At 53.0% G+C, this 26,381-nt stretch carries 18 protein-coding genes, 1 tRNA gene and 1 pseudogene; 4 read left to right on the top strand and 16 right to left on the bottom strand.

The window, feature by feature from the left end:
* Positions 1-640: 640 nt before the first annotated feature.
* The 6 genes from AC5S26_RS09610 to AC5S26_RS09585 all read right to left on the bottom strand — a co-directional run bounded on the left by AC5S26_RS09610 (position 641) and on the right by AC5S26_RS09585 (position 6,595).
* Complete coding sequence (locus tag AC5S26_RS09610; RefSeq protein WP_494184678.1) at positions 641-1,315, bottom strand: SOS response-associated peptidase; 675 nt, start codon at positions 1,313-1,315, stop codon at positions 641-643.
* A gap of 12 nt (positions 1,316-1,327) precedes the next feature.
* Positions 1,328-1,570, bottom strand: coding sequence for a hypothetical protein (locus AC5S26_RS09605; protein ID WP_494184677.1), 243 nt, complete (start codon positions 1,568-1,570; stop codon positions 1,328-1,330).
* Positions 1,571-1,756: 186 nt separating this feature from the next.
* A complete protein-coding gene (locus tag AC5S26_RS09600) occupies positions 1,757-2,806 on the bottom strand; it encodes a RelA/SpoT domain-containing protein (RefSeq protein WP_494184676.1) in 1,050 nt (349 codons plus the stop codon).
* 336 nt (positions 2,807-3,142) lie between these two features.
* Positions 3,143-3,230 (bottom strand) — tRNA-Ser (locus AC5S26_RS09595).
* Between the two features lie 45 nt (positions 3,231-3,275).
* Complete coding sequence (locus AC5S26_RS09590; protein WP_494184675.1) at positions 3,276-4,982, bottom strand: carboxypeptidase-like regulatory domain-containing protein; 1,707 nt, start codon at positions 4,980-4,982, stop codon at positions 3,276-3,278.
* A complete protein-coding gene (locus AC5S26_RS09585) occupies positions 4,979-6,595 on the bottom strand; it encodes a carboxypeptidase-like regulatory domain-containing protein (protein ID WP_494184674.1) in 1,617 nt (538 codons plus the stop codon). Before AC5S26_RS09585 ends, AC5S26_RS09590 begins: the two co-directional genes overlap by 4 nt.
* A 216-nt stretch (positions 6,596-6,811) precedes the next feature.
* Here AC5S26_RS09585 and AC5S26_RS09580 point away from each other — a divergent pair.
* The 3 genes and pseudogenes from AC5S26_RS09580 to AC5S26_RS09570 form a co-directional block, all read left to right on the top strand.
* Positions 6,812-8,099: pseudogene (locus tag AC5S26_RS09580) on the top strand (ISNCY family transposase); the annotation flags it as partial.
* A gap of 279 nt (positions 8,100-8,378) precedes the next feature.
* Positions 8,379-8,729 carry a PadR family transcriptional regulator gene (locus tag AC5S26_RS09575; protein WP_494184673.1) on the top strand — a complete coding sequence of 117 codons (351 nt, stop codon included), beginning with the start codon at positions 8,379-8,381 and terminating at the stop codon, positions 8,727-8,729.
* A gap of 9 nt (positions 8,730-8,738) precedes the next feature.
* A complete protein-coding gene (locus tag AC5S26_RS09570; protein ID WP_494184672.1) occupies positions 8,739-11,402 on the top strand; it encodes an ABC transporter permease in 2,664 nt (887 codons plus the stop codon).
* 303 nt (positions 11,403-11,705) lie between these two features.
* Here AC5S26_RS09570 and AC5S26_RS09565 read toward each other — a convergent pair whose 3' ends face one another.
* The 7 genes from AC5S26_RS09565 to AC5S26_RS09535 all read right to left on the bottom strand — a co-directional run bounded on the left by AC5S26_RS09565 (position 11,706) and on the right by AC5S26_RS09535 (position 20,326).
* Positions 11,706-14,969: a hypothetical protein gene (locus tag AC5S26_RS09565; RefSeq protein WP_494184671.1), complete on the bottom strand. Its 3,264-nt coding sequence runs from the start codon at positions 14,967-14,969 to the stop codon at positions 11,706-11,708.
* A 26-nt stretch (positions 14,970-14,995) separates the two neighbouring features.
* Complete coding sequence (locus AC5S26_RS09560) at positions 14,996-15,352, bottom strand: hypothetical protein (RefSeq protein ID WP_494184670.1); 357 nt, start codon at positions 15,350-15,352, stop codon at positions 14,996-14,998.
* Positions 15,353-15,552: 200 nt separating this feature from the next.
* A complete protein-coding gene (locus AC5S26_RS09555) occupies positions 15,553-15,822 on the bottom strand; it encodes a hypothetical protein (protein ID WP_494184669.1) in 270 nt (89 codons plus the stop codon).
* 377 nt (positions 15,823-16,199) lie between these two features.
* Positions 16,200-16,823 (bottom strand): recombinase family protein, encoded by a 624-nt coding sequence (locus AC5S26_RS09550; RefSeq protein ID WP_494184668.1) that lies wholly within the window; start codon positions 16,821-16,823, stop codon positions 16,200-16,202.
* 172 nt (positions 16,824-16,995) lie between these two features.
* On the bottom strand, positions 16,996-18,192 hold the full coding sequence (locus tag AC5S26_RS09545) for a hypothetical protein (protein ID WP_494184667.1): 1,197 nt from the start codon (positions 18,190-18,192) through the stop codon (positions 16,996-16,998).
* 301 nt (positions 18,193-18,493) lie between these two features.
* Positions 18,494-18,880, bottom strand: a complete 387-nt coding sequence (locus AC5S26_RS09540) for a hypothetical protein (protein WP_494184666.1) — start codon at positions 18,878-18,880, stop codon at positions 18,494-18,496.
* Between the two features lie 9 nt (positions 18,881-18,889).
* Entirely contained in the window at positions 18,890-20,326 is a 1,437-nt protein-coding gene (locus tag AC5S26_RS09535; protein WP_494184665.1) for a hypothetical protein, read from the bottom strand.
* A 1,088-nt stretch (positions 20,327-21,414) separates the two neighbouring features.
* Here AC5S26_RS09535 and AC5S26_RS09530 point away from each other — a divergent pair.
* Complete coding sequence (locus tag AC5S26_RS09530; protein WP_494184664.1) at positions 21,415-22,362, top strand: DUF481 domain-containing protein; 948 nt, start codon at positions 21,415-21,417, stop codon at positions 22,360-22,362.
* Between the two features lie 58 nt (positions 22,363-22,420).
* Here the strand turns inward: AC5S26_RS09530 and AC5S26_RS09525 are convergent, their stop codons facing one another.
* The 3 genes from AC5S26_RS09525 to AC5S26_RS09515 are packed head-to-tail and all read right to left on the bottom strand — an operon-like array spanning position 22,421 to position 25,435.
* On the bottom strand, positions 22,421-23,125 hold the full coding sequence (locus AC5S26_RS09525; protein ID WP_494184663.1) for a hypothetical protein: 705 nt from the start codon (positions 23,123-23,125) through the stop codon (positions 22,421-22,423).
* Positions 23,126-23,159: 34 nt separating this feature from the next.
* A complete protein-coding gene (locus AC5S26_RS09520; RefSeq protein WP_494184662.1) occupies positions 23,160-23,810 on the bottom strand; it encodes a response regulator in 651 nt (216 codons plus the stop codon).
* An 8-nt stretch (positions 23,811-23,818) separates the two neighbouring features.
* Positions 23,819-25,435, bottom strand: coding sequence for a sensor histidine kinase (locus AC5S26_RS09515; protein ID WP_494184661.1), 1,617 nt, complete (start codon positions 25,433-25,435; stop codon positions 23,819-23,821).
* Positions 25,436-26,381: the final 946 nt, after the last annotated feature.

Raw genomic sequence — 26,381 nt, 5'->3', positions numbered from 1 at the left:
TGGCGAAGGCAGGCACTTATCACAGCCACACCGACGTGAAATGAGGTAGGGAGTCGGTGAAAAAATCTGTTCCTTAGCTGAAATACAGATGAAACAGGCAACACCGATGTGGCGTCTTCCAGGGTCACCGGCCAATCATTCTGCGCAAGGGCAAAATTATCTCCAGCAAAAATGATGTGGCGCTCATGGCATAAGTCACGAAACCGTCGACCACGTTCGAGAGTCGATACACATGGTCTTGGCTGCTTCACAACAAACCTAACGGCAGAGAAGTTGTATCGAATCGGTGAGCAGGGAACGCTAACGAGAGGGTATGAGATGCGGCCACCAACAAAGGCTACTCCGTTGGCCGAGTTCGTGATCCAGAAGAAGACGCCCTCTGCATAGCGTAACTAGCCCGCCACGCCACTTAGCAATAACGGCCCGCACATCTAGTTCTTCTCTGCACGCAGAGAGCTGACTGTGCGCTCCAACCCCTCTACCCAGGTCATCCGTTTCCTCTTGGCTTCTCCCATGCACCGTTCAAATGCTGAGTGGTCTCCGCTGTTCTGGATCGAAAGGCGTAGCGCGTCGTTGAGAAGGGAATTGGCTCGCAGAGTGAGCTGCTCTGGCGTTTCGCTTACAGGTACCTATTTACTATTCAGAGCTCGGCGGAGTTGTTCTTTACGTTCCCGACGTCTTTAGAGACCTCGAAGGTCTCGATTTCCTCAGCAGGGAACGGTCTCAGCAGGTCGATAGGAAGTCGCTCGGTCTCCTGCCGGTCGAGCCAACGATCAAAGTCAGCGGGGTGCAGGATAACTGGCATCCTATCGTGCACAGGAGCCATAAGCTCATTCGCGTCGGTGGTGATGATGGTGTAACTCTGTAACCATTGCCCGTTGGCCGGATCCTTCCATGCGTCCCACAGTCCGGCGAAGCCCATCATCTGGCCATTGGTAAGGTCGAAGGCGAAGGGCTGCTTATTCTTGGCGTCAAGCTTCTTCCACTCGTAGTGGCCGGAGGCGGGGATAACGCAGCGGCGTTTCTGGAATGGCTGGCGGTAGGTTTGAGATTTCGTGACCGTCTCAGCGCGAGCATTGATAGTGGAGAAGCCCTTGAAATCGGCTAGGCTCTTCGCGAAGAACGGCACGAGCCCCCAGCGCAGCGAGACGAGTTCGCGTTCGCCGGTGTCCCGGCTCTGACGGATGATCGGCTGCACGGAGGTGGGGGCGACGTTATAGTCCCACGGGGGCAGCGGGACGCCATCTACCTGGGTGGCGTGGAAGGCTTCAGCGATCTTTTGCTTATCGGCGCGTCGGTAGTAACGGCCACACATATGCTTCCTAGCTTACTTTTCTCGAAGCTTGCGATACTGCTCCGTCGTCAGGTCGAGTGCCACATCGCCGAAGTTGCGTCTCATTACCATCTCAAGAATGTTGCGATCTTCAAGGGTCTTCGCACCGCCAGCCCGGCTAATGAACTCTACCATCGCCTCGTCGCTATTGAAGAAGGCGGTTCGCGGTAACAAGGTTCGTCTTCGGTCGGCGTCGAAGAAGGTCGCTTTCCAGCCCTTTGAGTAGGCGAAAGACATGATGACCTGGTGTCCCCTCATGGGAGAAGAATAGGCGAAAATGCTGTGGATACTCAATATCACGCGCAAGCCCCCTGTTACGCCAGGGGTTTTGCTGTTTTTAGCCGCTCTGGGAGATGACCCGGCGTTATCAATACTTTAGTCCACTTGCCTCATGTGATGCTTTGACCATTGACTAACGAGGATTTATGGATTGTCCAATTCCGCATCAAACAGGCTCAGGTTCTCTTGCCGTTTTGTTCTGGAATAAGCAGTGTTGATACGTTGAATATGTGCGATGAACGCCTCTGTGTCCAAGAAGTAGTTCGGATACGCCTTCCTTAGCGCGTCAACAGGACCTGCCGACACGAGCACGGCTTCGAGAGGCGCACCTTTCTTGGCCTGTTCTTCGATCGCCGCATACTCTTTATTCGCCTCGTCAAGTCGAGTTGTTGCAAAGGGTCTCAAAGTCACCGATTTATCTTTAGAGTTGAGCACGATCAGGTGATATGAGCCTGCTCCCGTTTCCGTTTTGATTCGATCTGCTGCTACTGCAAAACCTCGAAGCTTATTGAGAACATTTAGACTCTGCTCTAATCGGTAGACCTCTTCGTATATTTCGGTTCTTGATTTGTCCTCAAATCCGGGTACGGGCGCAGTTTTCTCCATAATTGCAAATGCTGCGCTTGCGGCTTTGAAGAACTCCCTCCATTCCATTTCTCCCTGCCCAGATTTGAGCGCTTGCCCGAGGAACGTACCCATAGTCTCAACCCCCGTTGCCCAAGCGTGTTGAAGTTTCGTGCGTATCTGAAGTTCAACTGATAAGCCGTTGTACTCCTTCGCTAGATCGTTGGAATAGCGATAAATAAGATGGACGCTTCGATAGCCGTCAGGCTTCGGCGATGAAATATAGTCTTTTGCCGGTTGTTGTGTGTGGCTGAACCGCGAATTTTGATAGGCAGAGAGAAGGCCGCGTAGTTTGGACATATCAGACACTACTGCTCTCAGACCGCCGATGTCCTGCATCCGGGCCAGTTCCATACCCCCGAAGCGTCGTAATTTCGCAATGATCGACGGGGTTCGTTTGAGCCGCTGCGCTACGAGGGCTTCGGAATCGATAGTTTTCAACTTTGATCGCAGCGTGGACTGAAACGTGTTGATGGGGTAAGCATGAGCGCCTCTCCAGTTTGCGAGAACCTCAATCGCGTCAAAATATTCAATTCCGAAATCGGGCTCCAAAGAAGCCAGTCGAGCCACTGCGCGATTTACTTACCCTTGGAATACGCGGGTTTTACGAAAGCCATTTCTCTAGCATAAGACGACAGTCGACATGGACCCTAGGAATCTCGATGGCGCGTCCGTCCTTACCGTCCGCGTTGGGCTGAACCCGGGGCTTGTAAGGCGTTGTTAGGCGGGAAGCGAGGTCGGTGAGTTTGTATCCACCCCGTGTATCCATGTATCCAAAACGGGGTCCAATTCAACCAAAATTACCGACTAGGGCGAAATCTGCCGCAAGTTGGCTCATGCCGCAAGTGAAGTAACGACGCCACTTACAGGCTATAGTGTTGTTTTTTTGGGGTCCTTAAAGACAAATGGCGGAGAGACAGGGATTCGAACCCTGGATACCTTGCGGTATACACGCTTTCCAAGCGTGCGCCTTCAGCCACTCGGCCATCTCTCCGCGTTAGGCGGCTTACTTGACTCTAACACATCGTTTGGGTGGAATTCACGGTTCCTGGGCTGAGATGTCCTGCTTGATCTTCATGTCTGCGTGAAGATCAAGAGGAATGCCCTGGGTTAGATACCGCTGAAGCGTAGTGGCGTCTTTCCAGTTGCTTTTCCAGCCCTGGTCAATCGCGATCAATATATATTGACCCGGGATAATGTTGTTCAGATCAAAGCTCCCGTCCGTATTGCTCTGGTCTTGAACCATCCGTGTGAAAGAGCCAGGATCATTCAGTCCTGCCGGAACGAGAAGCACCATCGCTCCCACCACCGGCTTGCCTGCTATTGAAGCAATGCCGCTAGCCGAGGCATGTCCTTTGGCGGTGTGCAGGATCAAGGTTGTGTCTCCCGGGCGCACCGTAATAAATCGTCCTGAGACTTCTGCTCTTTTAGCTGCGATTCCGGTCAGATAAGCCTCTCCTCTCCCCATAAGGCTGACTTCATAGTGGCCGGGAGGAACATCAAGGCTGATGTTTCGTGGTGTTTGCTGAGAATCACCACGCGTCCGGGCTAACAAGAACATGTTCGTCTGAAAAGAAGTGAAGCGCCGATCGTTTTCCGTGTTTCTCAACTCAACCCCCACGGGGCGTTCCTCCCCATCGCTAAGGTCGACAGCAATATGGGCCATCTCGGCCGATGCGGCTGCGGCATCGACCACTCGCGACGATCCTGGAGCGATTTCGATAACGGTTGCATGAGCCTGCTGTTCCTGTCCCGGAAGGCGCATCCGATAAACTCCCGGAGCAAGCCCTCCGATATCAATCTGACCTGACCCGGTTCTGCCAAAGGTCGATTGCCCGAGGCCAGGCCCATTCCCGCCATTGTCAATTCGCTCAAGAACAGGAAAGAAGGGAATGGAACGGCCCGCGACCGGCTCTGACGATGCAGGAACGGTGAGTTGCAGATGGACTGCCGGGATCGGCACCATATGGAAATCGGTTCTCCGGATGTCTGCGGGGCGCAGGAATAGTATCTCGGCCTGCGCGGGATCGTCGACACCCGGAAACCATGTCAGCTGGTAGGTCAAGTCAAGCGCAGGGTCGGAGGGAGTATTGCCTTGCGAGCGCGCCTGGTTAGTGGAGCTGTACCAGGGTTTCGCATCTACCAGAACCCGGTAATCTCCAGCAGTGAGGCCTACAAACTCAAAGACGCCTCTATCATCGGTCTGCGTGTTCATGCGGTTTCGAAACGGCTGATCCTCCTGATCCGGCAGGGTAGATCCGCGACGCTGCAATGTGACGAGGGCAGCCCTCACGGCTTCGCCGGCTTCATCAAGCACCGTCCCTGTAATCTCTGCCTCGGGCGAGAGTTTGAACCGGAGATCGATCGATGGTTCCGACGCACGGAGCACGACGGCAGAGGAATAGTTATCGTGTTCCTCATAGGCTTCGGTTACGAAGCCCGTGGCGCTCGCCGTCAGATGCCAAGATCCTGGAGAGGGAAGTGTCAGCACAAATCTTCCATGCTCGTCCGCGTCAATGCTTACTCCTGAGGCTGGCCCGTTTCCTGAAAACCGAGACGATCGGTCGCGCGGCGCAATGGTGGCGTTGAGATGCGCATGGGCAACAGGGGATTCATCCACGCTGCTGACTACAGTCCCCGTAATTCGATAGACCGAAGCGGAAGCTGGCGCCGGCTCACCCGCTCGCGCAACCCAGCACGGAGCTGCTATTAAAAACAGCGATAAATGAATAATGAAGCGAATCACGGATTCAGCTCCGCGTCTGGAACTGCGTCAAGGTCAAGAGTCGCCTTGTTCCCAGAGGTAATCGTTGCGCTGCGAACGTAAGTACTGAAAGGGGCAAGCGCCTTCGGATCGCGATAATCCAATGAGTGACGGCTTTCAAACGAAATGACCTGATAGGTGCCGGGCGGCAGGAAAGAGAAATTAAAACTCCCGTCCGTATTGCTACGCATGTTGTAGAAGGGAACTGCGCTTGCCGCAGCAGGAACCACACTAATCCAGGATGGCCCGGGAATACCGTTTCGTTTGGTCGTTCCGAGTAAGCTTCCGGTCTGATTGCTTATCGTCACAATTACAGAAGAGCTTCCTGCACCTGCGGCAACGGTCATGTTCTGTTGCAACAGGTCGGTTGTGCCATACGTTGCCGATTTTACGAACCATTGGCCAGTGTTGCGAGCGCTGAACCGATAGACTCCAGGCGTCGGCCTGATAGAAGGGTCTTTATCTCCTCCACTTGTAACCGCAAACATAGGGAATCCAATATGAACGTCCTGGACATTCTGCATCATCAGGCCAAGTTGCTGTGCGGTTGGGGGAGTTTTATCAGACGTAGACTCCGAATCGGTAATGATCTGGATCGAGATCGGAGCGACAGGCGCCAGCCGTAAGGTTCCTCCGGTGAGATCCCGGTCTGTGACCGTCACTGTCGTCTCGCCATATTCCATAGTTTCTCCCCGGTTTGAAGTGCCTGTGAGGGTATATGTCCCACTCGGAAGTGCGATTCGCACGTCGTCCATACCGCCTCCACCAGGGCCGCTACGAATGACACTTACAGGAAGAACAGATCCATCACTCGATCGTGCCAACAGCATCGGGAACCCATGTTCCTGAGAAGACTCCAACCGAAGCGTGACCATGTAGGTCGGACTGACGGCAGGATGGAGGTCGAACCGTTCCTCGGAGCCGCTGCTCATGTGAATTGTTCCGTCCGCCCCTGCAGAGCCGGGCGCAGGAATCACCAGAGGTAGCACGGCTTTGGAGAATCCTCCTGATTGAAGAGAAAAGTTTGTCTCGATGCGATAGTCGCCAGGCGAGACTGCCAAGCGAAACTCGCCTCGAGAGTTGGTCATGCTATGGGCGGTTGGGAGCCACTGATGTCCTGTCTCGTTAAAGCTGCTCCGCTGCGCGGTCACAAAGACCCGAGGGAGCGGCGTTCCGTCAGAGGCGATGAGAGTCCCGGTCATCAGCGCTTCCGGGTAGAGCCTGACCACAATGGGATCCGCAAGCTGTTCGCCGCGGAGCGTCATGGTGTTTATTCCTGTCTCCGGGCTGAAGTAGAAGCCAGGCTTACGTGCCTCAAGCACGGCTGAACCTGTGGCGGGAAATTGATCGAACTCAAACTTGCCTTCGTGATCAGTAAGCATTGCCCGATCATTCAATCGAACCAGAGCACGCGAGACAGGCATCCCCGTGGTCGCGCTCAGAACCGTTCCTCGCACAATGGAAGGAGCGGACGAGGAACTCGTCATCGTTGACGAACCTGAGGGAGAGCCCGTCTGCGCCGCCAACGGCAGGAAAATCCCGGCGAGGGACAGAGCCAGAAGAGACTTCGCGAAGGCAGTCCGGTTAGGCAGCAAAAGAGGCACTCTCGCGAGTGAGACGGTTCAGAGGCATAAATAGTGAGATACCAAACGTTGGACAAAAGTGCCAGCGGAGAGCGGTCAGGAGTTAGATAGGCTATGTCCGATAACACATATTATGTATAGTTAACTTGTAGCTGCAAAGTAGAAGTGTCCGGTTTCTGCAAAGTTGAAATGTCCAAACTACCCTTCCGCCATCTGGCGGAGGCGAAGATTGGTGTTTTTGACGATGAGGGAAACGAGCTCCAACGCATTGAGGTTCTTGCCGAGGTTTTGTCCGGCAGACGCACCGAGGTCTCTGCGGCTGCGATTCTGGGTCTGAGCACGAGACAGACACGTCGCCTGATCGTGGCTTACCGAACCGGTGGCGGCGCGAGCGTTATTCATAAGGGCCGTGGCCGCGCGTCGAACAACAAGACGCTGGAAGGCATCCGGGAGTACGCCATTGAACTGGTGCGATCCAACTACGCTGATTTCGGCCCGTCTCTCGCTGCGGAGATGCTCTTGTCGAAGCACGACGTCAAGATCTCGCGTGAGACGTTGCGCAAGTGGATGATGGCCGATGGGCTATGGCGATCCCGCAAGCAGCGCCGCAGCTTCCATCAGCCTCGACTGCGCCGTGAAGCGTTCGGAGAGCTGATCCAGATTGATGGCAGCGACCACCGTTGGTTCGAGGATCGAGGTTATGCCTGCACGCTGCTGGTCTTCATCGATGATGCGACCAGTCGGCTGGTGCATCTGCAATTCGTCCGAAGCGAGAGCACGGACAGTTATCTCAGCGCGGTCCATGCCTACGTCACCGCCTACGGGTGCCCAGTGGCCCTTTTATTCGGACAAGCACACGGTCTTTCGTATCAACCGATCGTGCGCTCCAGGAGGCACTGGTATGACTCAGTTCGGTCGCGCCTTGGCTGAGCTGAACATCGAAATCATCTGTGCGAACTCAAGCCAGGCGAAGGGCCGCGTGGAACGAGTAAATCGCACGCTTCAGGACCGCTTAGTCAAAGAACTCAGACTTGCAAATATCTCAGACATTGACGCCGGTAACGCCTTCCTGCCGAGCTTCATGCTGGCTCACAACGAGCGGTTTTCAGTCACTCCCCTCCGCTCCGATGACATGCACCGCCCCCTCTCGATCACCGTCGCCAAGCTTACCGATATCCTGTGCCATCGCGAGCGGCGCTACGTAGGTAGCCAACTGACTTTGATCTATGACCGAAAGCGAATCATCCTGGAACAGAACGCCTCGTCGGAGGATCTGAGCGGCAAGTACGTCGACGTGTACGACTTCCCGGATGGCAGGTTGGAGGTGCGCTCAAACAGCCTTCTGCTTCCCTACCGCATTTTCAGCAAGGATCAAAGGGGCAGCCACACAGCGATTGTCGAGAACAAGCGTCTCGGACACGCGCTGGCCCTGATTAAGGCACGGCAAGACAGCCATTTTGAAGCGAAGGTGAAGACCAACAGCGAGAAGGGCGAGTATCAGAAACGCGGGCGCCAGATATACGGGCCGGACTATGTTCCCAAAGTCCCCGCCCAAGCAGAAACAGCGTCCGAAACAACCGCTAAGGAAGCATAACGTTCGATTCGCGCCCTCTTGCAAATGTATTCGTTGACAAGACTGGCGCTGGATGAGTGGATTGGTCTGTTATCGCCAATCCACGCTTCACAAGTCTTTACCGATAGCCAGGTCGGTTGCGCTTTAATCCCGGAAGTTCTTCACATAGGCATCCGAGTGGAGTATACTCGTCTCCCATAGGCATCCGAGTGGAGCAAGCATATGGCCAAGAACAGACAACCGGACGCCGCCGATATTCTCCAAGGAACGCTTGATCTGCTCATACTGCGCACGCTGATCCTAGGTCCTGCGCACGGGCACACCATTTCGCACTCTATCGAAAGAACATCGGAAAACGCTCTTGACGTTGAGCAGGGTTCGCTCTACCCGGCGCTGCACCGGCTTGAGGATCGCGGGCTGCTCTCTTCTGAGTGGGGCGTAAGCGACAACAACCGAAGAGCGAAGTTCTACCGGCTGACGACGAAGGGCCGTAAAGAACTAGTGGCCGCGACCAGTCGCTGGCGTCGGATGACGCACGCCATCGGGCTCATTCTCGGGGAATCCAGCAGATAACAGGGGGTTATGACGATGGGCTTCCAGCGCTTCCTCAACCGCGAAAGCAAAGACAAAGACCTGTCCGACGAGATCCAGTCGCACCTGGCCCATGAAACGGATGCCAACCTTGCGCGGGGTCTCTCGGATGCCGAGTCACGGCGGCAGGCACGGTTGAAGTTCGGCAACCCTGTGGTTGTGCGGGAGCGCGTATGGAGCTATCGTTCGTTCCCGATGTTGGAAAGCATCTGGCGCGACCTGCGCTATGCTTGGCGTTCGCTTCGGAAGACACCCGGATTCACGATCGTCGCTGTTCTTGTCATCGCGCTTGGTATCGGAGTGAATACGGCGGTGTTCTCGGTGGTGAACACTGTACTGCTGCAGCCGCTGCCCTATGCCGATCCGCAGTCCCTGGTGAGGCTGGTTTTGTTTACTCCGCAGCGAACGGGCGATGTCGCGAGCGTGCCCGAGTTCAATCTCTGGCGTCAGCAGACCGGGGTGCTTCGCGACGTGGCAGGTTTTGATACCGGCGGGGCGGGAATGAATCTGACCGGCGGCGACCATCCCATACAGGTGCAGGCGGTCCACGTTACGCATGACTACTTCCCTCTCTTCGGTGCGCCGGTGATTGCGGGGCGAACCTTCACGGAGCAGGAGGATCGTCTTCATGGCGAAAACGTGGTGGTGCTTAGCTACGGCCTCTGGAAACAGCGCTTCGGTGGCGACGTCCACATTGTGGGGCGGACCATTCCGCTGGACAACACGCCTTATCTTGTCGTGGGAGTCCTCGGCCGAAACTTTGTGACCGACAATCCGGCGGACCTGTGGATTCCATATCAATTCGATTTGAGTTCTCGGGACTTGGCGCACTATTTCTGGGTGTCGGCGCGTCTACAGCCGGGCGTTACCTTGGAAAAGGCGAACGCGCAGCTCAAACTTGCCTCCGATGAGTTTCGGCATACGTTTCCTAATGCCATCGGACCAAACAATTATTATGGGGCCGTTCCGCTGAAAGAATGGATGATCGGCGATACGCGCAAACCGCTGATGGTGTTGCTGAGTGCGGTTGGTTTCGTCCTGCTGATTGCGTGTGCGAATGTGGCCAATCTGCTGCTGGCAAGGGCTTCAGTCCGCAAACGCGAGTTTGCGACGCGTGCGGCACTCGGCGCGGGCCGCACGCAGATCGTCCGCCAGCTTCTGTCGGAGAGCCTGCTTCTGTCGGTCTCGGGCGGCCTGCTTGGACTGCTGCTCGGCTATGCCAGCGTTCGACTTTTGCTGACCGTGAATCTTGGTGGCCTTCCCCGGTTGGGTGAGAATGGGTCGGCAGTCTCCCTGGATATGCGTGTCCTGCTCTTCACTCTCGGCCTTTCGATGCTGACGGGGATTCTCTTCGGCCTTGTTCCTGCCGTAGGCGCGTCACGGTCCAACTTGTTGGCGAGTCTGAATGAGAGCGGCAGTCGCACGGGTACTGGTTTTCGCAGCGCAAACTTCCGGTCAGTTCTCGTCGTCACGGAGATCGCGTTGGCGCTGGTTCTGGTGATTGGCTCAACGCTGCTGATCCGCACCTATCTCAAATTGCAGGCGGTTAATCCCGGGTTTGATACGCACAACACGCTGACCATGGCCATGTCGATCAGCGGCAACCGCTTCCAGACCAGCGCTCCCGTGGCTCAGATTATTCGCCAGGGCACGGAACGTCTCAAGACCATCCCTGGTGTAGTCGAAGCCGCCGCGGGTAATGGACTGCCGCTTCAAGGCGCCTTCGGAATGCCGTTCGATATTGTGGGACGGCCCAAAGGCAACGCTCCATTCACCGGAGGTGCTCAATATTACTCGGTCTCATGGAGCTACTTCGAAGCCTTAAAGATTCCGCTTCTTCGCGGCCGCGCGTTTACTGATCGCGACGATGCCTCCGCTCCCGGAGTCATTCTGATTAATGAGGCCATGGCGAAGCAGTACTGGCCAAAGGGAGACCCGCTGCGGGACCGATTGCAGAAGGCGCCGGGCGTCGGTGGGCCTTTCGCTGAGCCGCCTCGTGAGATCGTCGGTGTCGTCGGCGACACTCGCGATGCGCCGAATCGCGATCCCTTTCCTACCATGTATATCCCGCTGGCACAGATGCCGGATGGCGAGACCGCGCTCAATTCTCGAGTCGCTCCGCTCTGGTGGGTTGTGCGCACTCAAAGCGCACCGCACACGGTGGTCACACAAGTCACATCCGCATTGCGAGAGACTACTGGTGGACTCCCCGTGGCGCACATCCGAACCATGGACGAGATTGACCGCCTGAACCTTTCGCGACAGCGGTTCAACATGCTGCTCCTGACGGTCTTCGGCGCATCGGGTTTGTTGCTGGCTGCGGTGGGTATTTACGGGCTGATGGCTTTTTCTGTGGAGCAGCGGACGCAGGAACTAGGGATACGGATGGCGATGGGAGCGCAGGCATCGCACCTTCGCAATATGGTTCTCGGCCATGGAATGGTGCTTACTGCTATCGGTGTGGTGATTGGTGTCGTTTCAGCCTTCTTACTGACTCGATTCCTCACCAGCTTCCTCTTCGGGGTCAAGGCATGGGATCCTCTCGCATTTGTACTGACGCCGTTGTTGCTCAGCATTGTTGCTTTGGCAGCCACATGGATTCCGGCCCTACGCGCCACCAGGGTGGACCCGATGACGGCGCTGCGTTTCGAATAGCCGACGGACGTTTGCATTCATAGAGTGAAGCTATTCGCTGACTCATGGGTGCGAGAATGCAAAATCGCCGAGTCATTCTTTGTGGCCCTATTAGTATCGGGTCGCCTTATGGGTAGTAATCGTCGTCGCGGCGCAAAAACTTTCGCGGCGGCACGCGGCGGATGGAAATGTGGAAATCGCCAGAGAATGGCGATTTCGCACATTCCCACCGCACGACGACTACGGCGTTATACTGACATTTCTACTTTGCAAGCTCAACGACATTTCAACTTTGTCCCAACACGGGTTGCAATGCTACAGAAGTCAACGTTCTTCCTCTTCCAACCTGAATCTATCTACGTACTCTTGGGCGAAGCTAATCTGGCCTTGTGCCCACCGCCTGACAGCCTCTATTGGGAAATGGAGAAATGGCTTCGCGCGATCAGCTTGAGATTCAGTGTGGTCGGCAATCGATCCTGTAAAAACACGCCCATGATGCATCCCAGCATGCCAATTCCCGAATACACGTTCATCGTTCCCATGATGTTCGAGAATGTAGCGTGTTACTCGATGCAGGTCTGGCCCCTTATCGCTGATGAAGGGCCCAGGGACGTGGCGGGCCAACATTCGGGCACCCTCTAGGCCATGTTTCTCAATCCAGCGAATGATTACGTCTTCCGGCAAAGAGATGACCGGATATTTCCTAAATAGGAAGTTGTAGTTCGTGCAGCCGGACAGCATCAAAGCGCCGATACCGTCCATCAGTTCCTGGGGCCGCACCGACGCAACGGTCGAAAACAGCCCGGCAGCAGCCTCGGCAACATCGTAATCCTCGACTTTCATCATCTCGATCAGTATCGAAACTGCGCGGTCCAGATTTGCAGGCATCACACGCGCAAAAATTTGTGAGAACCAGTGGGAAAGTTTTTTTGTTCTTGTTGTGGCCTTTTCCAGGAGACCGAAGGGAACATCCAGAGTCTCGTCCTCATAGATTGCCTGAAGCCACTTCAGCTTATCGATAGACTTGTTCGCCCGGATTAACAGGAACACAAGAAACTCAATGCCGACATCCGCTGCATCCTCATCGTCATCTTTGGCAGCATTCAGGAGCACTTGAGTGGCTATACGTGCTTCGTCAGGCAAGGTATGGCGGGGACCATTCCATGCGGTGAAGGTACGCATGAATCGAGCCGGAATTTTCTTTTCATTGACGGCAACAACGCTGCGTGCAAATGAGCGAACAAAGTCGCCAGATGGCGCCATGATATTGAACGCGAGTGCGGGATTTTGCTCCCAGAGTTCGTCAAGCAAACGATTCAACTTCACCTGGGCTTGAGCAGCATCCTCGGATGGCAGTCGAGGTCCCAAAGTTTCGCTAACGCCCGCGAAATAACCCCGTCCCAAGTTGGAAATCTGGTTTGTACGGCTCGCCTCAAACAACCGGTCCACGATTATTAGCGATTCATCTAATCGCCCCAGTTGAGTTCCAAACTCGAACGACGAACGGGCCTTGCTGCTGTTCAGCCATGGCAATTCCCTATCGAGTTCTTCGGTATGCTGGAGCAGGTGGGTCGCAAGATCCCGAGTACGACCTTCCCATTCTTTTTGCTCTAAATGGTAGTCCCATGACTCAGCCCCTACTTCTTCGACGAGGCGATCGTGAATATTGTTCGACTTGAGTTCTTCGATCCATTCGTAGACAATCGTCGCGCGCTGTGATTTCTCCTCTGCGGTATGGGGGTTATATTCCGAGTTGTTCAACAGCACGAATTCTCGCAATTCCGCACGTAGAACGGGCCGTAACTCTCGGGGAAGCCCCGCCGTTCCCTCTCTGGCCTGCGCTGCATATCCCTGAAATACCAAGCTACGGACCGATCCCGTCAAAGCCTCGGCGGCCTTTTCTTGAACGCCGTGATCGATGTCTGAGCTTAGAACACACAACTCCGAAAGACAGGACCTGATGTGCTGATGTAGCTCGCTGTATGTCTCAGGGAGCCAGCAGTTTGGAGGGATTCTATTTCCATATGGCCGTCCACTCATCATGTGGATCGCTTGACCAGCCAGAGCACACCTGAGCGCCTCCACACAGAGTGTCCTCGTGGCTGGATCGTCAGTTCTGGATCTATGTTGAATGATCTTCAACCGATCCGGAAACGGTGTAGCGACATAGGAAACGATTGGAAACAATCCGGCCCACACCTTGGTCGCATTATTGCCTAGGTCTGGCTCGGTCTCATGGAGCGCCAATACAAATAGGATTTCTTCGGCGAAGGAGAACCACTGCGGGTAGGCTCCTAGCTCGCCCGCTTCTACCACCAGGTTACGGCGTCCACCACCGTAAGCTTGTGCGATTTGCTCCCGCGTAGCTGCGCGCACCAGATAGTGCAGCTGCGAGACCATCTCGTCTGGAGAGGCTCGAACAAGAAGCAGGAAACGCTTCGTTTCATCGGCGTCCTGAAAAATCTCGGGACCTCTGGATTGCTCCCTGTTACGAAAATAGGCGCTTACGACCTTACCAATGTGTTTCGGTCCTTGGGCCGTACGAGCAAGGAACGACGGGATCAGACTCGGAGGAAACTTCTCGAGAAACGGTCTTTGGTCCAACTCCGCCCACTCAGACCATGCATCTTGGAGACAGACCAAAGCGATTGGAGTGGGCGTCACATAAAAATATCTACCGCTTCGGGCGACGAGCCCATTTCTCTTCTGCATGGCGTGTAATCGCTGCCTTACATCCTTCGGAACGAGACGGACATGAGCACAAAGTTGTTCTAGCTCGTGGTAGACGCTGTCAACAACGCCGCAACGTTCTACAAGAGAAATCAACATTAGAGCTTGGTAATCCTCTTTATCGAATGAACCAGCAGGTCCGAAAAGCGTGGCCAGATAGCTTTTGACAAGACTCAAAACCTCGCCAAGATGTCCTTGCGCGACGATCAGCGCATCATTCTCACACAACGAAATCGCAAAACGAAGGTATCCGTCCGCGACTAGACAATATCGATATCTGCGGGTTGGATCGATACTTGGGAAGTTCATCGCTGTTACTTTTTCGACGTCGGCTGTGGACATTCGGCTAAGTCTTAGCTCAGATCTACCTGTTCGATCCAAGGCGTTGTCGATCGTGATAACGCGTATTCTGTTCAACTCTCCTTGCAGCCGTTTCTCCAGCTGAAACGCGATTCCATCTTGACATTCGTCAGCGACAATAACGGCATAAAGACCCTTATGGTTAGCCATTGCCTTAGCAACCTCAAGGGCGCTCTGCTCCTCCTCTATATAAAGAACCAATGGTGAGATTTCTGGGAGAGCAGCGATCGCCTCGAAGACAGTCCTGCTCTTGCCAACTCCGGCATCGCCGGAGATTGTGAGCTTCACAGATGCAGGTTTGTGGTTCCAATCGAGATGGCTCCGAACCGCTTCGAAGATCACCCTGGACTCCGGAGTTTCGACGTACTCTTTCGTAAATGCTCGTTCTTGGCTCCCCCAAGTCGAGAAATGCGAAAAGTCCTTCATCGAAGAACCCAACAGTTCCGCAGCTATCGTCGGGAATCTGTTGACCCAGTCCGCGATGTCGGAGGCGAACAAAACGATACTCTTCGGTGCTTCTGGATTTACCTTCGCGATCTCATCATCCAGCCAACTCTTGAGCTGACTTTTTTTTCCGGAGACTCATCGTCGGCAATGCACATCCGGTAGGCATAGCCTTCACTCAGGAGGCTGCGAACATACGTCTTTGATGCGCCGCTGATCTCCTCTCTCACTTTGCTCTCGGGTAGGCCAGTTACCGGGCTCGCCTTGTACTGCCACGCAGAACGAAATGTGAAATATTCCCAGACATCGGACGTTGCCCCCACGGTGACCTGAGCATCGACGCCCCCATCTCGCAGATTCACGCGACTATTGTCGAGCACGGCTGTTGTCGGAATACCAAGGATGGGCGCGGTTGCACGAATAAGACGATTCAGCAAATCGTTAAAGGGCTTCCCTGTAGAATCTCGCAACCATCGAACATGTTGAGCGTCGATCCGAATCATTGAGTCTTTCTTCTGAGGCGTATCGCCTAATTCTATTTTTCAAACTAAAGAGAACAGCTCAGTCACTGAAAGACCCTGCATCAAAATCAATGCACTGTCAGCACACATACACGCTTCATCTCTATCCTCCATTTCTATTTGCATACCATTCGATCTTCAGGAAAGAGAGGAATGAGCTTCATTGCAACCGGTTTTACCAGAAAATTCAAGATAGTCTCATGTGCTTCTGGATGCTGTTCGCGCCATAGTACACGAAGTAGCTCCGGCCATTCCTTACGCAACATCTGCGTTCGGGTCACCATAGCATGATGCCCCAGGCATAGCGTAATCATCAGATCGGGATTATTGTTTCCCGGTACGCGATGATGCACCGCCAAGGACCGCTTGCCGCGCTTGAGGCTCATACAACCGGGGATTCTACATAGATGGCCATCTCGCGACAGAACGGTCTCGCGATGGCCGGCGAAGTATTCTTCATCCTGCCTTTTCAGGGTGTAGCAAGTCGCGCAGAGTCCCAAGGCCAGAATCTTCTCGCACCCACAGGGACAACAGATCGCACGTTGAATAGGCTTCTTCTTCATCGGTTACATGACCCAAGTACGTCGGGATTCAACTGCCTCAACCTCAACCATCCAACCGTGGACCTGGAACAATGCTCCATCATCGCAGCGGACAGTGAAAGTTGAAACAAGATCGCACATCCCGGTGATTGGGTCGAAGTCTTCCCCGCCAATAACTTCTCCCTCAACGTCGAACCCACACCCAGTGCAAATTACTCGCATCACTTCCCTCCCCTAGCCCTGATTGATGTTCTTTTCGACTTCCTCGCTTTCGCGGTAATTTTTAGCTTCACCGGTCCCGGCCTAACGATGCGGTCAATGGTGGACTTCGACACATTAAACATCGCTCCGAGTTCGTGTTTCGAATACTGATTACCGTCCCACAGTGAGCGAATCTTATTCATCTGCTCCTTTGCCAGCTTTGGCTTCCGTCCACCCAGACGCCCGCGAGCTTTAGCGGCGGACAGCCCCGCTATAGTCCGCTCTCGGATCAGTTCCCTCTCAAACTCGGCCAGCGATGCGAAGACGTGAAAGATCAAACGTCCTGCAGCATGGCTCGTATCGAACTTTTCTTTCAGAGAGACGAAAGCGACCTTGCGTCCCTGAAGAGTATTCACAATCTCTAATAAATCGGCTAACGATCTCCCCAGACGGTCAAGACGCCACACAACGAGCGTGTCTCCTTCATCCAGCCGGTCAAGGCACCGGGTCAGCTCAGGTCGATCGACATTCCGGCCGCTGATCTTCTCCTCGTAGATTCTTTTGCAACCGGCCTTCATCAGCTCTTTGAGCTGGGCCGCGTTCGTCTGGTCGTCCGTCGAGACGCGAGCGTATCCAATAACCATGAGAAAAAGATATCACAAATCATGTCATATTCTATTTGGTTGTGACGTGAGTTGTGGTATGATTTTAGAGGATTCAGAACTCGCGTCAAAAGATGGTTCTCAAACGTTCCACAAACCGTCGTCTTTGACGTCCTAAAGCTGAAGGCTAAGGCTTTCACGTAGCAAAATTCAGTCAAGACTTGTTCTGATTGAAGAAAGCCTCGCAGTCCTTGGCGGATTGCTCGTCATCGAACCAGAAGATGTACGAAGCAGTCGACGTCACAACTCGAACACCCCAGTTCTGGTTAATTGTGCTTCCAATGTGACCATCACCATCCGAGTTGATCGAGCTTATTGACGTAGTTTTAGGTTGTACGGATCGGATCTCCTTGAATACGAGGGTTGTTTTCTCGGTCTCCGTTCCGTTATCGTTGTCTTGCTTTGTCACCGTCTCTACTACAACCCCCCCAGAAAAGGGGGTGACATTGCGTGTTCCACCGTCGTCATATTCCGTGTGCATCCATGGGGCTCTCTTCTCTATGGACGCGGCAACGGGAGCGGCATTCGTTTTCTTTCCACGGCCTTCCTCTATAGCCTTTTGATAGATACGGGTAATTTCCAAAGCATACTTGCTTTCTTGCAGCTCTTCATTTTGCACTTTCAACCCAATTTGATCCAATAGTTCTCCTAGATTAACGCTGGATCTGTCGGTCAATTGAGCGAGTGTGCCATCCAAGTCCTTCACTGCTTTCACACTATGTTCAAGTTGTTTGCCATATTCGAGTACCAGTTTCCCAGCTCCAGCGAATGGGTTTCGCACATTTTCTTTTGTGTAAGGAGCGGAGCTGAATTGTTGCTCTAACGTGGCCCGAAGATCCATAAGCTGTTTGAACTTCTCTTTGAGATCGCGAACTTGTTCTTCTATTTCAATAATTCTTGGTAAGTAACGCACGGGTTGCGGGTATGTGATAGCGATGGGTCCAAGGGGGTTGAAGTAGGTCATGTTTTGTTCACAGTCGTCCGGTTTGCCAATAAAATGACAATAGTCAACCTCAAACGTCTGAGCATCCTTTAGTTTCCGTTTTACGTCGTCGGAAGTTTTTCCCGAAATTTGGCCCCACCGATCAGCCGGTGATCGCGTAGCCCTTGGGAAGAAACCCTGCAAAGCAGTCGATGGGTCTCGCCGATATAACCAGATTTGCCATTCATCTGGATGTAGTTTGGACGGGTCTGCAGAAACTCTGTGGAGCGTCGTTCCATCTGAGACATATGGTCTCTCATTGAAAAACCCTGCACCCAAATGAACCTGGTGATCGTCTTGTGCTGTTACAGTGGCACACTGAAAAACGATGAAAGTTGACCAGAGTATTCCAAACAAGCGGGTTTTCACGGGTGCATTCTCCGAGTGAGCGGCGGGGTGCCGGTTAGTATCTTCCCGTTTGAGGCACATGTCTAGATAATTTTTGAGATCGTTGCACGTCGCCAGACCGCAGCGTGATTTCAAGATGTCTGGATGTGTGACCGGGCTTCACGCTTACCTTCGGCCATTCGGGCGCGGCACAATGATGGAACGCGCTTCTGCGAAGATGGCTGTTTTTCCTTATCGGCACCCTCCACCGCATTGATCCTCTCGTCACGTGGACCAGCAGAATCATCACAAGACAAAGATTCTGTCGGGGTTCCGGCGTTCGCTACCATTTGAATGTTTTTGAATAATCGATAGCCACCTTATCGGAGACGTAGACAACAGTGTCGTCTGCCGCCGTCCCGCGTAATTTCGCTGAGACAACGCCTCTCCACCATGTGATGGGAACATCTAGATCACTATTCGGTCCGAGCTCTCCGAGATTTGTCGTCGATCCAACACCCCACGTCAACCACCACATGTTCATCTTGTTCCGGCCGTCACGAGTGCGAATGGCAAGATGAACTTTGCCTGTGACATTTACTCCGAACCAGATATCCATGGTTTGGCCCTTGGGGATTTTGATCATCTGCGGCGCTTGCCCGTTAGCGTTCGCGTCGCCGATGAAGCAAAGAGCGAATATCAGAGCTACGAGCCGAGAAGCTTTTCGCAAGGTCACTCCTCACCACGCCGGAACATTGAGCCTAAAGGCAACGCGGGGATCTGCTTTAGAGGATGGATCGACAGTGATGCCAGGATGGGTAGATTCCGTATTTCCATCAATCAACGTGTAGTTCTGTCCATTGAACATGTGGACTGCCAGAGTATAGGCCTTATGATCAGGCGCCAAATCAGCTACATACTTTTCGTTGAACTGAAGCCAGCAAACTTGTGGACCGTTTCCGACGACCTCTCCGTTGATTGGGCCAAGAACGTTTAGTGCATTCCTTGCCGAGTTTGTGGTGCATTTGGGATCTTCAGCTTTACCGGCCACTACTGGCTTGACAATAATCGCCTGACGGTCCGGTTGCTTCTTGCCCGGATGGTACATTACATCAAAATGCACTAGCCGAGCGACATTGTGCGAATGTTGCCAGTAAGTCCGGCATATACGTCCGACGTCTCCAGTAGCCGGTGTCCCCGCGGTCGCGAAGCCACCCCAACCACCGGTAAAAGAGTCATAATCGTTCACCGTTGATATGAACGTGGCATTGAACGGCATTGGAGTGCAGACGTTCCAGTATGCGTTGCAGCCCGATTCGCCACAGCCGGGAATGAGCATTCCGGGACCGTCCTGCTTCGCAGGAGTGCTTGTCGGGTCTGGAACGTCTTTATCTACCGTCTGATCCATTTGGTAGTAGGCGACATACCTGGGAAATAGTTCTAGCGGAATTGTGAGCGTAAGGCTCTTACCCTTCTTCTTTGGGTTTGGAGCGACGACAGTAAGCGAAATGATCTTAGTGTTGAAGTCGTCGAACTGCAGCATGTTGTTCGGAATCGCAAGGCGACCGGAGTAGTCGACGGTCCTGATGACTTGCAGACTTTTCCCGTTCAGGGAGACGTGCGTGTTGGGGTCATAAGGCGAGAATACATTCGAAGTGATCTCAACTTGGTAATCGCCGTCCGTCTTATAATACTGCGAAGAACCTTCGACCTTACGAATGCGTGGTATCTTCTCCGCAAACGGCAGTCTTGAGACTAGGTTATCTGTATCGAGATACGCTTTGTCCTCAAGCGTGCCGAAACCGTTCGAGATGTTCTGAATCGTGTCGAGCTGCGTGTTTATCGACCGAAGGACATCGATTTTCTCCTTGTCGAGCTGATTCCACTGTTTATCAAGCTCGCCGTCCAGGCTTTGCTTCGTGGCGTCTAAGAGCATTTGAGCATCCCGGGCCATCTTTGACGTCAGGAGTGAACCTGAGGCGGCAGCGTTCTGCACAACATGCGTCGCCTTGTCATCCAAATTATCGAGCAGTAGTTTGGTACCAACACCAGCGCCGATCAGACCAATTGCTGCGGGCGGGGAACAGGAGCAAAGAGGAAGTACCGAAGCTGAGATTAAGACCAGAGAAAGAAACTGACGCTGTTTCGCAAATACCTTGCGCGACGCTGTGGTCATAGTGGTGGACCTCAAATGCATTTTGGGGATCGAGAAGCACCAAGATCGGGTAGGCGATCAATTTAGCATGAGACCGAGCGTTATTACCAAACACATTCTCGATAGATCAACTCCGAAGGAGAACCAGATTGATCAGTTGCATCATCGGGAGGCCGACAAGCTCAGCTGTTTGCTTGGTCTTCCATACTCATTCAACGACAGTTTCCTCTATGGTTGATGATCCGCTGAAGAACGCGCTGGTTACACTCCTAATCGATGTGGTCAAAATGGTTGCCATTTGGACGCCGAGTCGGCATTGTCAGACAAGATGCGGTTTGGTAACGATAAACGATAGGATCCTATCAGGGCTGCCCCGGCCAGAGAGGCGAGGGGAGATCCGAGGTCGTATCTTCCGGGGCAGTTTTGATAGGGCCGTTTGAAGGAAGCCGCTCGTGTGGTGGATGCGGTGGGTTATGGAATTTGGAAGGGTGTGAGCCGGTTCTGTGTTGGTTTGGCCGGGGTGATGCAGGCTTCTGGAACTGGTAACAAGTGGTGAAGGTGGTCAATCGCGTTGTCTGGAGATAGCCGGAGATCACGAAATCTGCCTTCGGCAGGCTCGAATGAGCATGAGTCTGCGTAGCGTCTGTGAAGGCATTCGACTCTCACTCTGTTTGTTTGTGACATAGCTTATGGAGCGATTAAGAGGAACTCATAAACCGTCGTTTTTGACGCAAGGCCATTGATAATTACTTTCCGGCGAACCGCAGTGTCTCGGGGCAACACCTGGCTGGCGTGCTGGTTGGGCTGAAGCTGACGCTAGGCAGATGAATATGAATGGCAGCCACGTGAAACACTGCGTCGCACCTTCGATATCAATCACTCGACCCCCAAAATCACCGATTTCCGTTTAGTAATATGAGGCTGAACCAGGCTTCTCCTCTGATATGGAGGAGACAAAGGATCTGATGATGCTATTTGCACATCTGTTTCTTCAGCAGTGCAGGCTTGCTTGCCGAAGCTTGCAACGATTGGCTGTTTTGTTCGCAGTTCTGTTGCTCTTCCCGCCCGGCGCGTTCGCCAGTGGCAGACCCAAGACAGATGTTATCTATATGAAAAATGGCGATAAGATCACCTGTGAGATTAAGTCTCTCGAAAAAGGGCAGCTCACTGTCAAGCCTGACTATAGCAACGCGAATATCGTCCTTGACTGGACACAAGTTGACCATATTGAGAGCTCGCAGGGCTTCGTGGTCAGCGATACAGCGGGAACCCTCTATAGCGGGAACATTCAGCATGATCCCAGAACGAAAGACCTCACGATCGTCAGTTCGGATACAACACGATTACCCAATCTGTCCGTAGTTCAAATCGAGGAACTCGGTGACAACTTTTGGAAGCGGCTGCGCGGCAATATTGATTTCGGCACCAACTTCGCTCAATCCAATAGTCAAAAAAATATCTCCGTACAAGGAGGACTAGACTATCAGTCGAAAGAATATCTTTTCTCTCTTACCTCGAATTCACAGTTCACCAGTCAGCAAGCGACAAATGACACCAATGAAACTAATGTAAAGACTGATTTCTATAAGGAACTGCATCGGTCTAACTGGTACTACGGCGGCATAGGCAACTTCCTCTCTTCCACGGAACAGCAGATTGCTCTCCGCTCCACCTTGGGTGGTACCTTAAACAAACGCCTTATCTTCACAAACCGTACCAATCTCAACGCGGTAGGCGGCTTAGCGATGACGATCGAGCGAGACGCCGAGGGTTCCCAAAGCACGGCGCGGACAAAGGCCCTCGACTCTGCATTTGCTGTCAACTACTCCACTTTTCGTTTCGACTCCACGACCTTCGATACGACGTTCTGGCTCTATCCCAGCCTTACGTCGCCGGGTAGAGTTCGCTTTACGCTAAACCAGGACATCTATTACAAGTTTCTCGGCGACTTCTATATCCGCATGAGCTTCTATGACAACTACGACAACCAGCCCGCCGTAGGTGCACCTACGAACAATGTTGGAGGATCGACAACAGTTGGGTGGTCGTTTCACTAAGCTACCGGGTTCATAATCGCTTAACAAATTAACTCCGCTCCTCCTTTGCCCAGAAATTTCACTTCGAAATCTCGGGCCGAAATAGAATCCCACCCCGGACCTCTTTGCCCGGCCCCATCACGAACATCGTAAGAGATACAGAAGAAACGATGCGACACGCTAAACGTAATCCTCCTTTCCACTCTCTCCCTTCGCGGAAGTGGATATGTTCCCACGTACCGCCTGCTGTGAAACGCTTCCACTGAGCGCTCATATGGTTTCCATCGGCGATGAACGGCGCAACCGACATAAGATGTTCGGATTCTTGAGGGCGGAAGTTAGTGCGCAATAATCCTTGGAGAAGGAGGCCCTCGCTTATAAACCAATCATGCTCGTACTCCCATCGCAGCCCCAGCGCAGGCATTGTTCTATATCCACTATCGCCAAAATTAACACCAACGCTTGGGATAAGCTTCCAATGTTCGTGCACAAAGCTCCAACTGGCTGCCGTATAGCCCACATTGTTCTCGCTGCCTCCGAAGTAATGACCTTCGAAATTCATATGGCCATGAAGATTTTGGATCAAGCTCCCTGCGCGGAACGAAGGAGAGGCCACGAACTCGATTTCGGGTAACTTTGTAATCTCCTTGAACTGACTTGAATTGTTATCGGCAAGGGATGCCCCTTGGCTCCACATGACACGCGCGGATATCAGGCTAATGAAGAAGACCGCACCGATTGTTAGGTTTTTTAGCATAGTAGATAGACCGTTTGTCTTTAGCATTTGGGGCACTGGAGTTGCGGTCCAATGCTTGCAGTCAGGGGAAAACGATATTGTTTCGGACCGCATAGAGGATCAATTCCGCAAGTGAGCCAAGCCTCAACCTTTTCATGATCTCCGCCCGATGCCCTTCAACGGTTCTTGTGGCGATGCAGAGACGATCTGCAATCTCCTTGTTGCTTTTCCCGAGGGCTAAGAGTTGAATTACCTCTTTTTCTCGAGTTGTAAGGGCGACTTGAGTGTCGGCATGATGTATCGCCCCATTTTTCTTCGAAAAACAGGCGTTCACCACGGTCTCTGTGACGTGAGAAGAAAAAAACCGATGCCCCTTGACTATGCTTTCCACGGCACACACTATATTCTCGCCCGCGTCCGATTTGAGAACGATACCGCTGACGCCCGCATTTAGTGCGTCCACGATTATCCTTTCCGTTTCGTGCATCGTATAGATCAAAATCTTTATACGAGGTGATTGTTTCAAAATATGCCGCGCGGCTTCGATACCATTCAACTCAGGCATACTCATATCGAGAATGACTATGTCAGGTGCGCACTCTTCCGTTAGTCGCACGGCCATGTTCCCGTTGGCCGCCTCCCCGCAGATGTTCCAACCTTGCTGTTTTTCCAATAAGTAACGGAGTCCCGCGCGGGTCAGGTCGTGATCATCTGCCAGCAGAATGCGCAACATAGTGCTCCTCATGGAAGCGGCACGAACACCAATACTCGTGTTCCGCTACGGGTCGAATCGATTGTGATCGTTCCGTCGAACTGACGTACGCGTTCTTTCATTCCCGCGATCCCGACTCCTATCGAGACTGGGTCGTCGGGTTGTTGCGACCGCAGGATATCCATGCCACGCCCGTTGTCTTCTACCTGGAGATGAATACCGTCGAAACAGTCATACAGTTTCACTTTCAAGGTAGAACCGCCTGAATGACGGAGTGCATTTGCAACGCTTTCCTGTATGATGCGAAACAGCGTTCTCTCTACGTCAGGCGGAGTTTTTATCCGTGTTTCCGAAATATCTAGATCAATGCTGAATTCCGTACGTTTCTGCAATCCGTCCAAGTACCATTGCAACGCGGGCAGTAGCCCTACGCCATCCAGGATAGGCGGATGCAGAGCATAAGATACCGCTCGGATCTCCTCAAGTGCTTGTCGAGTTGCTATATGGGAATCCTGAAGCAGTTGTCGGAGACGGTCATGACCTTGCGGAAAATCGGCGAGGACCTGACCAACGCTAAGTGCAATGCCGGAAAGCTGCTGGCCGGTTCCATCGTGAAGATCCCGCGCAATACGGCGACGTTCGTCGTCCTGTGATTGAAGTAATCGTCCCGTCATGTCGCGGAGCGACTGTTCCGCCTGCTTCCTTCTATATCGATGAATGAGTAGAGCGACAATTAGCAGTGATTGAAGGACGATCACTGCCGCGATCCCAATGATTCGCCAACGATATTGTTCCCAAATCGATAAAGTCTTATATTCGACGATGCTGTCAGCCGGTAGGTCGTTCTCAGAAAAGCCCCATCTTTTTAATTGGCGCCAATCGAAGATATACATCCCTGTACCAGAGGCCTTTAAAACCACTTCTTGGGCAGGTTTACCTTCCAGAAGCTGCGAAGCAGCATCTGCCGATAAGTGACCAGTTTTGACCCAACTCACAACGTAACCGCCAAGGAGTCCTTTTCCGATATAGGTATCCGATACGGCGTACATTGGAACGGTAGAGACAGCTGCGAGCCGCCCCAATACCTCTCGAGGAACATAGCTTTGGCCTTGTGGATCTGTGAAGTATGAAATGGGTAACACCATGACGTCCCGAGGCAGATGGGAAACAACAGCAATTAGCTCTGGGATCGATGCGTTGTCCATAGCTTCTATAACGAGATTTGAGCTTGTTGTCAGTCGATCGTGAAACTGTTTGAGGTAGATACGGTCGGCCTCCGAAGCTCCGCTAATCAGAAGTACCTTCCGTACTTCTGGTTGCAATCGCTTGGCTACTTCGACAATTCTTAGAGGGTCAATGTCGAATCTTACGTGGACTGAATTATCCCCGTAGACGCTTTGTAAGGTTGGCTCGGGCAATCCATTGTCTATCTGAACAACAGGGACTCCGGCAACAATCGCCGTGGGAACATTTCCCGAGAAAATGACGACATCGATCTTGAGGTCAGCATATTTGGAACGAAGTCTTGCGATTTTTTCTGCCATGCGCCCGGGAAAACGATCCGAATCAAGTTGTTCTCGATAGAAGTCCAGGGTCGGGCCGAACTTCTCTCGAAGGTCCTCCGTCAATACCTGTTCGAAGGCCATATTGGATGGAATGGCTCCATTGGTGTGATAGATCAGGAGGACTCGTTTGCGAGGACCAATCGTGTCGGCACATGCGCTATACAGCGACACGAATGCCAGCAGGAGGATTACATCTGGCCGTTTTAACACGCGCCGACGAAGCATAGCGATCACCCGAAGATTGCCGAGCCCCAAAATGTCCAATGATTGTAGTTCGCCTGAGGGTCAGCCGCAAATGATCGGCTTGATTTGTGAACTCGGCACTTCTACTTCTCAGGCGATCGACCGGTATTCTCAACAAACCTTGCAAAGCTGGCGTGAAGCACTATCGAGCTGTACCCGGCCAATACCGGCAAGGCTAAATGAGCTTCTTGCAAGACAGCAAGAATCGCGGAATTCCCGGGGCGGAGCACAGCGGCAGCGTCTCGAATGAAATTATCGTTAAAGGACTTGTCCCTAAGCCAGTTGCTCCCCTCAGTATGAATCCTGCGGACCTGGAACGCCGTTTCGGGGGTACTCTCCGAAGGCATGTGAGGTAGTGGAACGATCACGTTCAAGATAGCCTTCCATTGGAACGATTCATCCAAGCCATTGGCCGGATCCAGGAGCTGGCTATGATGCAAACGTAAGCGTCCATCTTTCTCAACTTGTACTGCTATCGCCTTCCGCAGATCCACACTCCAGTCGAATTTCAGCCGTTGCAGCTGTGGCAGGACCTCAACTGCGCGAAGATGATCGGCGAATCCAATGATTACGAGCTCTTCCACGTGAGCCTCTTGTCGGGTGAGACTTTTTTATTCTCTAGCCGATTAGCTGCATGTTCGAAGCGCAATAACCTTGAGAAAACTATTGTCAATTTCAGTCCCTGTGTAGCAGGCCATCTACAGCCTACGTTTCCGTCGTTACACGTTCGCTATGGCCGGCTTCCGAACGAACAATTTTGTCAATTAATGATCCTCCCGATCAT

The organism is Edaphobacter sp. FHG110511_03 (genome assembly GCF_059115365.1).
Note: the sequence above shows the minus strand (reverse complement) of the source record. Positions and strands in the feature narration are given on the sequence as shown.